This is a genomic window from Bradyrhizobium sp. SMVTL-02 (assembly GCF_051853005.1).
In the GTDB taxonomy this organism is placed as follows: domain Bacteria; phylum Pseudomonadota; class Alphaproteobacteria; order Rhizobiales; family Xanthobacteraceae; genus Bradyrhizobium.
Genome location: NZ_CP182469.1, coordinates 3,141,855 through 3,154,656, shown reverse-complemented (window position 1 = coordinate 3,154,656; position 12,802 = coordinate 3,141,855). Strand labels below are relative to the sequence as shown.

Here is a 12,802-nt window from a genome sequence, read left to right as displayed (position 1 = left end):
GTCAGCATTTCCCCGAATAAAAAGAACCCCACCGATCTCGGTGGGGTTCTTACCATGTCGCAGCCGTCGCCTCAGATCGTGTGAACGTTCGTGGCGGACGGAACACCGGTGCTCATGTGCGCAACATCGATCTTGTCGCTGCCGGTACCATTGGCCGAGTACCAGAGCTCATGGCTGGTCGAATTGTAGACGAACTCCTTGCCCGTGCCGCCGTTCCAGGTTGCCGCAACGTTTTCATCTCCCGTATGGAAGTTTGCGGCGTCGACGCTGGCGGCTGTCGCGATCGTCAAACCGCCGCCGATATCGACGATGATCTGATCGTTTCCGGACACCAGGAAATCTCCAATCGTATCGTGCCCCGTGCTCTTGGCCTGCAACACGAAGGTGTCGTCTCCGGCACCACCATTCAAGGTATCGCCATCGGCATTTCCAAACAGGGTATCGTTCCCGCCATTGCCGTTGAGGATATCAACGCCGGCTCCGCCGTAGAGAATGTTGGCGTTTCCGTCACCATTGAGGGTGTCGTTGAATCCCGAGCCGATAATGCTCGGCGATGCAACGGTCGACGTAAACGTGCCACCCACCGAGTCAGCATGGTGATCCTGTGTGGCCGCTGTGCCCGAGAGCAACTCAATATTGAGATTGCCAATCGCGGTATCGCCATCGCCGTCAACAACTTGCACTGGGATATTGAGATTGACAGGATCGGTACTTTGAGCAGCCGCTCCAAAGTTGCCGATCTTGAAGGTTTGATCGGCAACATACGTATATTCAACAGAGTTGTAACCGGTGCTGGTGAAAACCGCGACAGTTGTCGTGCCGGTGTTGTTCCCGAATACCCCGGCCACGTTAACTGACCCGTCAGCCATTTCAGTAACCGTGTAGTTATGTCCTCCGACCGTAACGGCGACTGTTTGAAGGCCTGGCGCCGACAAATCAATCAAGCCAGACGTGGCTGCGCCGAACTTGATCGAAACGCCTGTAACGGTATCTGCGGCGCCATCGCCCACGATATTGTTCTTGATTCCGTCGGGATCATCAAAAGTCTTGATGTTGACGGTGCTTCCCGTCGTCGAGGTAAAGTCTGCACTGGCGCCGTTTACGGTGTAGTGACCGTCAAAAACGTGGTCGCGGTTGGCCGGCGTGCTGTAGTTGCCGGCACCATCCGCAGGATCTCCCCTCGAGTCGATCACGAAATCGATACGGAACGTCTCACTTGCGCCAACGCTGTTTCCGCTACCGATACCGCCCTCGTTCGCATTGGTGTTGACGGTGCCGTCCGGCAGATGATTGATCGCGGGCGTGAGCAACAGGTCGAGGCTATTGTTGTCGATCGGATTGGCCACCGTCTCGCCTGCGGGAATAAACTCAGCCCATGAGCTGTTGCCGCCGACAAAATTGTAGCCGCCAGTGCTGAAATCGATGTGGGTCGGGCTATCGACCGTTCCGAACATCTGAACCGTATAGGTATCGAATGCCGTTGCGACGCTTCCGTCCAAATTCAAGGTGACAGTGAAGATTTTGGTGTCAACGCCCGAATCAAAGGACCCGTTGTGATTGGAGTCCACATAGCCGGTGAGAGTATGCCCATCTCCCGATACCGACTCATTAATCGTGGCGCCGTTCGACGTGAGTGTCGTCGGTCCGTTCAACGAAGTGGAGAACCGAACCGTTCCACCATCCGCGCCGTAGTTATTATCCGTATTGGTGTCGAAATCTAACTGCACCGTCGCAATGCCACTACCGTTCTTTACGACAGCAATCCCGGGGATGATATTGGATGGACCGTCATCCTTGAAGTTCAGCGACTGCCCGATGTTCAGCGTCGCGGTTTTGGTGTCGAGGTCGCCGTCCGTCACCGTCGCCGTCAGCGTGATCAGGTTCGCCGCCGACAGCGTCTTGCCGTCGTCCGGATTGGTGGCGTCGGGGTGAACCACCGAACGCTGCTGATCCAGCGTCACGGTCGAGCCGCTCACGCTCACCACAAAGTCGATCGGCCCAACACCCTGCGCCGCTGCCGCGCTGGTCCCTTCGCGGCCGACAACCTGCCCGCCCTCCAGGAACAGGAAGATGTGGTTGCCGCTCAGCGTGTCGATCAGGCCGGAGTCCGCGCCGCTCGCGCTGATCCCCAGCGCATACGTCACCGCACCCGCATCCGCCGCGCCGTCATGGTTGGCATCCAGCGGGCCGTCCGCCCCGAACACCGGCGTGAACGCGCCGGCAAAGTTCGCCGATGCATCCGTCGCCAGCACCGTCTCGTCGACCGTCAGCGTCGGCGTCTGTCCGCTCGGCGAGATGCTCGGACCGTCATCCTTGAAGTTCAGCGACTGCCCGATGTTCAGCGTCGCGGTTTTGGTGTCGAGGTCGCCGTCCGTCACCGTCGCCGTCAGCGTGATCAGGTTCGCCGCCGACAGCGTCTTGCCGTCGTCCGGATTGGTGGCGTCGGGGTGAACCACCGAACGCTGCTGATCCAGCGTCACGGTCGAGCCGCTCACGCTCACCACAAAGTCGATCGGCCCAACACCCTGCGCCGCTGCCGCGCTGGTCCCTTCGCGGCCGACAACCTGCCCGCCCTCCAGGAACAGGAAGATGTGGTTGCCGCTCAGCGTGTCGATCAGGCCGGAGTCCGCGCCGCTCGCGCTGATCCCCAGCGCATACGTCACCGCACCCGCATCCGCCGCGCCGTCATGGTTGGCATCCAGCGGGCCGTCCGCCCCGAACACCGGCGTGAACGCGCCGGCAAAGTTCGCCGATGCATCCGTCGCCAGCACCGTCTCGTCGACCGTCAGCGTCGGCGTCTGTCCGCTCGGCGAGATGCTCGGACCGTCATCCTTGAAGTTCAGCGACTGCCCGATGTTCAGCGTCGCGGTTTTGGTGTCGAGGTCGCCGTCCGTCACCGTCGCCGTCAGCGTGATCAGGTTCGCCGCCGACAGCGTCTTGCCGTCGTCCGGATTGGTGGCGTCGGGGTGAACCACCGAACGCTGCTGATCCAGCGTCACGGTCGAGCCGCTCACGCTCACCACAAAGTCGATCGGCCCAACACCCTGCGCCGCTGCCGCGCTGGTCCCTTCGCGGCCGACAACCTGCCCGCCCTCCAGGAACAGGAAGATGTGGTTGCCGCTCAGCGTGTCGATCAGGCCGGAGTCCGCGCCGCTCGCGCTGATCCCCAGCGCATACGTCACCGCACCCGCATCCGCCGCGCCGTCATGGTTGGCATCCAGCGGGCCGTCCGCCCCGAACACCGGCGTGAACGCGCCGGCAAAGTTCGCCGATGCATCCGTCGCCAGCACCGTCTCGTCGACCGTCAGCGTCGGCGTCTGTCCGCTCGGCGAGATGCTCGGACCGTCATCCTTGAAGTTCAGCGACTGCCCGATGTTCAGCGTCGCGGTTTTGGTGTCGAGATCGCCGTCCGTCACCGTCGCCGTCAGCGTGATCAGGTTCGCCGCCGACAGCGTCTTGCCGTCGTCCGGATTGGTGGCGTCGGGGTGAACCACCGAACGCTGCTGATCCAGCGTCACGGTCGAGCCGCTCACGCTCACCACAAAGTCGATCGGCCCAACACCCTGCGCCGCTGCCGCGCTGGTCCCTTCGCGGCCGACAACCTGCCCGCCCTCCAGGAACAGGAAGATGTGGTTGCCGCTCAGCGTGTCGATCAGGCCGGAGTCCGCGCCGCTCGCGCTGATCCCCAGCGCATACGTCACCGCACCCGCATCCGCCGCGCCGTCATGGTTGGCATCCAGCGGGCCGTCCGCCCCGAACACCGGCGTGAACGCGCCGGCAAAGTTCGCCGATGCATCCGTCGCCAGCACCGTCTCGTCGACCGTCAGCGTCGGCGTCTGTCCGCTCGGCGAGATGCTCGGACCGTCATCCTTGAAGTTCAGCGACTGCCCGATGTTCAGCGTCGCGGTTTTGGTGTCGAGATCGCCGTCCGTCACCGTCGCCGTCAGCGTGATCAGGTTCGCCGCCGACAGCGTCTTGCCGTCGTCCGGATTGGTGGCGTCGGGGTGAACCACCGAACGCTGCTGATCCAGCGTCACGGTCGAGCCGCTCACGCTCACCACAAAGTCGATCGGCCCAACACCCTGCGCCGCTGCCGCGCTGGTCCCTTCGCGGCCGACAACCTGCCCGCCCTCCAGGAACAGGAAGATGTGGTTGCCGCTCAGCGTGTCGATCAGGCCGGAGTCCGCGCCGCTCGCGCTGATCCCCAGCGCATACGTCACCGCACCCGCATCCGCCGCGCCGTCATGGTTGGCATCCAGCGGGCCGTCCGCCCCGAACACCGGCGTGAACGCGCCGGCAAAGTTCGCCGATGCATCCGTCGCCAGCACCGTCTCGTCGACCGTCAGCGTCGGCGTCTGTCCGCTCGGCGAGATGCTCGGACCGTCATCCTTGAAGTTCAGCGACTGCCCGATGTTCAGCGTCGCGGTTTTGGTGTCGAGATCGCCGTCCGTCACCGTCGCCGTCAGCGTGATCAGGTTCGCCGCCGACAGCGTCTTGCCGTCGTCCGGATTGGTGGCGTCGGGGTGAACCACCGAACGCTGCTGATCCAGCGTCACGGTCGAGCCGCTCACGCTCACCACAAAGTCGATCGGCCCAACACCCTGCGCCGCTGCCGCGCTGGTCCCTTCGCGGCCGACAACCTGCCCGCCCTCCAGGAACAGGAAGATGTGGTTGCCGCTCAGCGTGTCGATCAGGCCGGAGTCCGCGCCGCTCGCGCTGATCCCCAGCGCATACGTCACCGCACCCGCATCCGCCACGCCGTCATGGTTGGCATCCAGCGGGCCGTCCGCCCCGAACACCGGCGTGAACGCGCCGGCAAAGTTCGCCGATGCATCCGTCGCCAGCACCGTCTCGTCGACCGTCAGCGTCGGCGTCTGTCCGCTCGGCGAGATGCTCGGACCGTCATCCTTGAAGTTCAGCGACTGCCCGATGTTCAGCGTCGCGGTTTTGGTGTCGAGGTCGCCGTCCGTCACCGTCGCCGTCAGCGTGATCAGGTTCGCCGCCGACAGCGTCTTGCCGTCGTCCGGATTGGTGGCGTCGGGGTGAACCACCGAACGCTGCTGATCCAGCGTCACGGTCGAGCCGCTCACGCTCACCACAAAGTCGATCGGCCCAACACCCTGCGCCGCTGCCGCGCTGGTCCCTTCGCGGCCGACAACCTGCCCGCCCTCCAGGAACAGGAAGATGTGGTTGCCGCTCAGCGTGTCGATCAGGCCGGAGTCCGCGCCGCTCGCGCTGATCCCCAGCGCATACGTCACCGCACCCGCATCCGCCGCGCCGTCATGGTTGGCATCCAGCGGGCCGTCCGCCCCGAACACCGGCGTGAACGCGCCGGCAAAGTTCGCCGATGCATCCGTCGCCAGCACCGTCTCGTCGACCGTCAGCGTCGGCGTCTGTCCGCTCGGCGAGATGCTCGGACCGTCATCCTTGAAGTTCAGCGACTGCCCGATGTTCAGCGTCGCGGTTTTGGTGTCGAGGTCGCCGTCCGTCACCGTCGCCGTCAGCGTGATCAGGTTCGCCGCCGACAGCGTCTTGCCGTCGTCCGGATTGGTGGCGTCGGGGTGAACCACCGAACGCTGCTGATCCAGCGTCACGGTCGAGCCGCTCACGCTCACCACAAAGTCGATCGGCCCAACACCCTGCGCCGCTGCCGCGCTGGTCCCTTCGCGGCCGACAACCTGCCCGCCCTCCAGGAACAGGAAGATGTGGTTGCCGCTCAGCGTGTCGATCAGGCCGGAGTCCGCGCCGCTCGCGCTGATCCCCAGCGCATACGTCACCGCACCCGCATCCGCCGCGCCGTCATGGTTGGCATCCAGCGGGCCGTCCGCCCCGAACACCGGCGTGAACGCGCCGGCAAAGTTCGCCGATGCATCCGTCGCCAGCACCGTCTCGTCGACCGTCAGCGTCGGCGTCTGTCCGCTCGGCGAGATGCTCGGACCGTCATCCTTGAAGTTCAGCGACTGCCCGATGTTCAGCGTCGCGGTTTTGGTGTCGAGATCGCCGTCCGTCACCGTCGCCGTCAGCGTGATCAGGTTCGCCGCCGACAGCGTCTTGCCGTCGTCCGGATTGGTGGCGTCGGGGTGAACCACCGAACGCTGCTGATCCAGCGTCACGGTCGAGCCGCTCACGCTCACCACAAAGTCGATCGGCCCAACACCCTGCGCCGCTGCCGCGCTGGTCCCTTCGCGGCCGACAACCTGCCCGCCCTCCAGGAACAGGAAGATGTGGTTGCCGCTCAGCGTGTCGATCAGGCCGGAGTCCGCGCCGCTCGCGCTGATCCCCAGCGCATACGTCACCGCACCCGCATCCGCCGCGCCGTCATGGTTGGCATCCAGCGGGCCGTCCGCCCCGAACACCGGCGTGAACGCGCCGGCAAAGTTCGCCGATGCATCCGTCGCCAGCACCGTCTCGTCGACCGTCAGCGTCGGCGTCTGTCCGCTCGGCGAGATGCTCGGACCGTCATCCTTGAAGTTCAGCGACTGCCCGATGTTCAGCGTCGCGGTTTTGGTGTCGAGGTCGCCGTCCGTCACCGTCGCCGTCAGCGTGATCAGGTTCGCCGCCGACAGCGTCTTGCCGTCGTCCGGATTGGTGGCGTCGGGGTGAACCACCGAACGCTGCTGATCCAGCGTCACGGTCGAGCCGCTCACGCTCACCACAAAGTCGATCGGCCCAACACCCTGCGCCGCTGCCGCGCTGGTCCCTTCGCGGCCGACAACCTGCCCGCCCTCCAGGAACAGGAAGATGTGGTTGCCGCTCAGCGTGTCGATCAGGCCGGAGTCCGCGCCGCTCGCGCTGATCCCCAGCGCATACGTCACCGCACCCGCATCCGCCGCGCCGTCATGGTTGGCATCCAGCGGGCCGTCCGCCCCGAACACCGGCGTGAACGCGCCGGCAAAGTTCGCCGATGCATCCGTCGCCAGCACCGTCTCGTCGACCGTCAGCGTCGGCGTCTGTCCGCTCGGCGAGATGCTCGGACCGTCATCCTTGAAGTTCAGCGACTGCCCGATGTTCAGCGTCGCGGTTTTGGTGTCGAGGTCGCCGTCCGTCACCGTCGCCGTCAGCGTGATCAGGTTCGCCGCCGACAGCGTCTTGCCGTCGTCCGGATTGGTGGCGTCGGGGTGAACCACCGAACGCTGCTGATCCAGCGTCACGGTCGAGCCGCTCACGCTCACCACAAAGTCGATCGGCCCAACACCCTGCGCCGCTGCCGCGCTGGTCCCTTCGCGGCCGACAACCTGCCCGCCCTCCAGGAACAGGAAGATGTGGTTGCCGCTCAGCGTGTCGATCAGGCCGGAGTCCGCGCCGCTCGCGCTGATCCCCAGCGCATACGTCACCGCACCCGCATCCGCCGCGCCGTCATGGTTGGCATCCAGCGGGCCGTCCGCCCCGAACACCGGCGTGAACGCGCCGGCAAAGTTCGCCGATGCATCCGTCGCCAGCACCGTCTCGTCGACCGTCAGCGTCGGCGTCTGTCCGCTCGGCGAGATGCTCGGACCGTCATCCTTGAAGTTCAGCGACTGCCCGATGTTCAGCGTCGCGGTTTTGGTGTCGAGATCGCCGTCCGTCACCGTCGCCGTCAGCGTGATCAGGTTCGCCGCCGACAGCGTCTTGCCGTCGTCCGGATTGGTGGCGTCGGGGTGAACCACCGAACGCTGCTGATCCAGCGTCACGGTCGAGCCGCTCACGCTCACCACAAAGTCGATCGGCCCAACACCCTGCGCCGCTGCCGCGCTGGTCCCTTCGCGGCCGACAACCTGCCCGCCCTCCAGGAACAGGAAGATGTGGTTGCCGCTCAGCGTGTCGATCAGGCCGGAGTCCGCGCCGCTCGCGCTGATCCCCAGCGCATACGTCACCGCACCCGCATCCGCCACGCCGTCATGGTTGGCATCCAGCGGGCCGTCCGCCCCGAACACCGGCGTGAACGCGCCGGCAAAGTTCGCCGATGCATCCGTCGCCAGCACCGTCTCGTCGACCGTCAGCGTCGGCGTCTGTCCGCTCGGCGAGATGCTCGGACCGTCATCCTTGAAGTTCAGCGACTGCCCGATGTTCAGCGTCGCGGTTTTGGTGTCGAGGTCGCCGTCCGTCACCGTCGCCGTCAGCGTGATCAGGTTCGCCGCCGACAGCGTCTTGCCGTCGTCCGGATTGGTGGCGTCGGGGTGAACCACCGAACGCTGCTGATCCAGCGTCACGGTCGAGCCGCTCACGCTCACCACAAAGTCGATCGGCCCAACACCCTGCGCCGCTGCCGCGCTGGTCCCTTCGCGGCCGACAACCTGCCCGCCCTCCAGGAACAGGAAGATGTGGTTGCCGCTCAGCGTGTCGATCAGGCCGGAGTCCGCGCCGCTCGCGCTGATCCCCAGCGCATACGTCACCGCACCCGCATCCGCCGCGCCGTCATGGTTGGCATCCAGCGGGCCGTCCGCCCCGAACACCGGCGTGAACGCGCCGGCAAAGTTCGCCGATGCATCCGTCGCCAGCACCGTCTCGTCGACCGTCAGCGTCGGCGTCTGTCCGCTCGGCGAGATGCTCGGACCGTCATCCTTGAAGTTCAGCGACTGCCCGATGTTCAGCGTCGCGGTTTTGGTGTCGAGGTCGCCGTCCGTCACCGTCGCCGTCAGCGTGATCAGGTTCGCCGCCGACAGCGTCTTGCCGTCGTCCGGATTGGTGGCGTCGGGGTGAACCACCGAACGCTGCTGATCCAGCGTCACGGTCGAGCCGCTCACGCTCACCACAAAGTCGATCGGCCCAACACCCTGCGCCGCTGCCGCGCTGGTCCCTTCGCGGCCGACAACCTGCCCGCCCTCCAGGAACAGGAAGATGTGGTTGCCGCTCAGCGTGTCGATCAGGCCGGAGTCCGCGCCGCTCGCGCTGATCCCCAGCGCATACGTCACCGCACCCGCATCCGCCGCGCCGTCATGGTTGGCATCCAGCGGGCCGTCCGCCCCGAACACCGGCGTGAACGCGCCGGCAAAGTTCGCCGATGCATCCGTCGCCAGCACCGTCTCGTCGACCGTCAGCGTCGGCGTCTGTCCGCTCGGCGAGATGCTCGGACCGTCATCCTTGAAGTTCAGCGACTGCCCGATGTTCAGCGTCGCGGTTTTGGTGTCGAGGTCGCCGTCCGTCACCGTCGCCGTCAGCGTGATCAGGTTCGCCGCCGACAGCGTCTTGCCGTCGTCCGGATTGGTGGCGTCGGGGTGAACCACCGAACGCTGCTGATCCAGCGTCACGGTCGAGCCGCTCACGCTCACCACAAAGTCGATCGGCCCAACACCCTGCGCCGCTGCCGCGCTGGTCCCTTCGCGGCCGACAACCTGCCCGCCCTCCAGGAACAGGAAGATGTGGTTGCCGCTCAGCGTGTCGATCAGGCCGGAGTCCGCGCCGCTCGCGCTGATCCCCAGCGCATACGTCACCGCACCCGCATCCGCCGCGCCGTCATGGTTGGCATCCAGCGGGCCGTCCGCCCCGAACACCGGCGTGAACGCGCCGGCAAAGTTCGCCGATGCATCCGTCGCCAGCACCGTCTCGTCGACCGTCAGCGTCGGCGTCTGTCCGCTCGGCGAGATGCTCGGACCGTCATCCTTGAAGTTCAGCGACTGCCCGATGTTCAGCGTCGCGGTTTTGGTGTCGAGATCGCCGTCCGTCACCGTCGCCGTCAGCGTGATCAGGTTCGCCGCCGACAGCGTCTTGCCGTCGTCCGGATTGGTGGCGTCGGGGTGAACCACCGAACGCTGCTGATCCAGCGTCACGGTCGAGCCGCTCACGCTCACCACAAAGTCGATCGGCCCAACACCCTGCGCCGCTGCCGCGCTGGTCCCTTCGCGGCCGACAACCTGCCCGCCCTCCAGGAACAGGAAGATGTGGTTGCCGCTCAGCGTGTCGATCAGGCCGGAGTCCGCGCCGCTCGCGCTGATCCCCAGCGCATACGTCACCGCACCCGCATCCGCCGCGCCGTCATGGTTGGCATCCAGCGGGCCGTCCGCCCCGAACACCGGCGTGAACGCGCCGGCAAAGTTCGCCGATGCATCCGTCGCCAGCACCGTCTCGTCGACCGTCAGCGTCGGCGTCTGTCCGCTCGGCGAGATGCTCGGACCGTCATCCTTGAAGTTCAGCGACTGCCCGATGTTCAGCGTCGCGGTTTTGGTGTCGAGATCGCCGTCCGTCACCGTCGCCGTCAGCGTGATCAGGTTCGCCGCCGACAGCGTCTTGCCGTCGTCCGGATTGGTGGCGTCGGGGTGAACCACCGAACGCTGCTGATCCAGCGTCACGGTCGAGCCGCTCACGCTCACCACAAAGTCGATCGGCCCAACACCCTGCGCCGCTGCCGCGCTGGTCCCTTCGCGGCCGACAACCTGCCCGCCCTCCAGGAACAGGAAGATGTGGTTGCCGCTCAGCGTGTCGATCAGGCCGGAGTCCGCGCCGCTCGCGCTGATCCCCAGCGCATACGTCACCGCACCCGCATCCGCCGCGCCGTCATGGTTGGCATCCAGCGGGCCGTCCGCCCCGAACACCGGCGTGAACGCGCCGGCAAAGTTCGCCGATGCATCCGTCGCCAGCACCGTCTCGTCGACCGTCAGCGTCGGCGTCTGTCCGCTCGGCGAGATGCTCGGACCGTCATCCTTGAAGTTCAGCGACTGCCCGATGTTCAGCGTCGCGGTTTTGGTGTCGAGGTCGCCGTCCGTCACCGTCGCCGTCAGCGTGATCAGGTTCGCCGCCGACAGCGTCTTGCCGTCGTCCGGATTGGTGGCGTCGGGGTGAACCACCGAACGCTGCTGATCCAGCGTCACGGTCGAGCCGCTCACGCTCACCACAAAGTCGATCGGCCCAACACCCTGCGCCGCTGCCGCGCTGGTCCCTTCGCGGCCGACAACCTGCCCGCCCTCCAGGAACAGGAAGATGTGGTTGCCGCTCAGCGTGTCGATCAGGCCGGAGTCCGCGCCGCTCGCGCTGATCCCCAGCGCATACGTCACCGCACCCGCATCCGCCGCGCCGTCATGGTTGGCATCCAGCGGGCCGTCCGCCCCGAACACCGGCGTGAACGCGCCGGCAAAGTTCGCCGATGCATCCGTCGCCAGCACCGTCTCGTCGACCGTCAGCGTCGGCGTCTGTCCGCTCGGCGAGATGCTCGGACCGTCATCCTTGAAGTTCAGCGACTGCCCGATGTTCAGCGTCGCGGTTTTGGTGTCGAGATCGCCGTCCGTCACCGTCGCCGTCAGCGTGATCAGGTTCGCCGCCGACAGCGTCTTGCCGTCGTCCGGATTGGTGGCGTCGGGGTGAACCACCGAACGCTGCTGATCCAGCGTCACGGTCGAGCCGCTCACGCTCACCACAAAGTCGATCGGCCCAACACCCTGCGCCGCTGCCGCGCTGGTCCCTTCGCGGCCGACAACCTGCCCGCCCTCCAGGAACAGGAAGATGTGGTTGCCGCTCAGCGTGTCGATCAGGCCGGAGTCCGCGCCGCTCGCGCTGATCCCCAGCGCATACGTCACCGCACCCGCATCCGCCGCGCCGTCATGGTTGGCATCCAGCGGGCCGTCCGCCCCGAACACCGGCGTGAACGCGCCGGCAAAGTTCGCCGATGCATCCGTCGCCAGCACCGTCTCGTCGACCGTCAGCGTCGGCGTCTGTCCGCTCGGCGAGATGCTCGGACCGTCATCCTGCAACGTCAGGTGCGGACCGACGTCGACGCTCGCGCTCGCGCTCTGATTGCTGTTGTCCGTCACCGTGGCGGTCAACGTCACCACGCCGGCCGGCAGCTGCGTTCCTTCGTTGGCGTCGCCGACCTCACCAGACCCCTGGTGAACACTGCGCAAGTCGGTCAGAGTAATGTTGCCAGCCGCGTCGACAGAAACCGTGAAATCCTTTAGCCCGGATGCCGCCGTGCCGACGTTTGCGCCTTCGCGACCGACCACGACGCCGTTCTCAACGAACAGGAAGACGTGATTGCCGGTTTGCGAGTCGATCAATCCTGTGTCGACGCCAGGCGCGCTGATCGAGAGCGCAAAGGTGAGCGACTGCTGGCCGCCCGGTGCATTGATCGTGAAGGGTAGCAAGCCGCTCGCGACCGTGACGCCAAGCGGGCCTTGTCCCGAGCCGGCGATGCCGTTCGTAGCCACTGTGAGGAAGCTTTCATCCACCGTCAGGTTCGGCAGGGTGCCCAGATCGATCGTCGGAGACTCAGGCAGGGGCGTCTGCGGAATGAAGCCAGTCGGAAGCTGGATCTGAAAGCCCGGCAGCTCCTCCTGGGGCGCCAGGATGTTGGTGGGCACCGGCGGCAAGGGGTCGACCGTGAACGGGCTGAAGTTCGCGCCGCTCGCCTGCGCATTGTTCTGACCGAGCGAATCGCCCGCGGCAGGGAGAACGGCCGAAGCGGCAGAGGGATCATTGATGATCGGGAAGGCGCTGGCGAACTCGCCGACGGTGAGATTGCGCCCTGGCGCGACCTCGATGGTGAGATTGCCGAGTTGATCGTGGCGGGAGTCGAAGAACGGCTCGACCGTTACAGTGGAATGGTTGTCGAAAAGAATGATCAGCTTCTCGCCGATATGAACGAGCGTAATTTTCTCGTTCGCAATAGCCGAAAAGTCGACTTGAACCTTCTGGTCATAGCCGAGGTTCAAAACGACCGCCTGATCGGCGAATGGCTTGGTCAGCTTGAAAATGCGTGGCGGCGAGGCGGTGTTCGAATTTCCAGAAGTAGCCTGGGCAACTCGAAATTGCTCATTCATGAAATCTCTCCGCCAAAAGGACGTGAAGTGAAAAATTGCAGGCAAATTTACGTCGAAGTGTAGCTTTAAACTATTGT

The 12,802-nt window shown here is 65.4% G+C and carries 1 protein-coding gene; it reads right to left on the bottom strand.

Annotation, left to right across the window (positions count from 1 at the left end):
• Nucleotides 1-71: 71 nt before the first annotated feature.
• The gene (locus ACNJYB_RS14615) at nt 72-12,725 is read right to left on the bottom strand and encodes a DUF5801 repeats-in-toxin domain-containing protein (protein ID WP_439374592.1); all 12,654 of its coding nucleotides are present in this window, start codon (nt 12,723-12,725) and stop codon (nt 72-74) included.
• Nucleotides 12,726-12,802: the final 77 nt, after the last annotated feature.

Excerpts from the sequence above, each read along its gene's own strand:
- ACNJYB_RS14615 (WP_439374592.1), bottom strand. The coding sequence starts at position 12,725 with ATGAATGAGCAATTTCGAGTTGCCCAGGCTACTTCTGGAAATTCGAAC.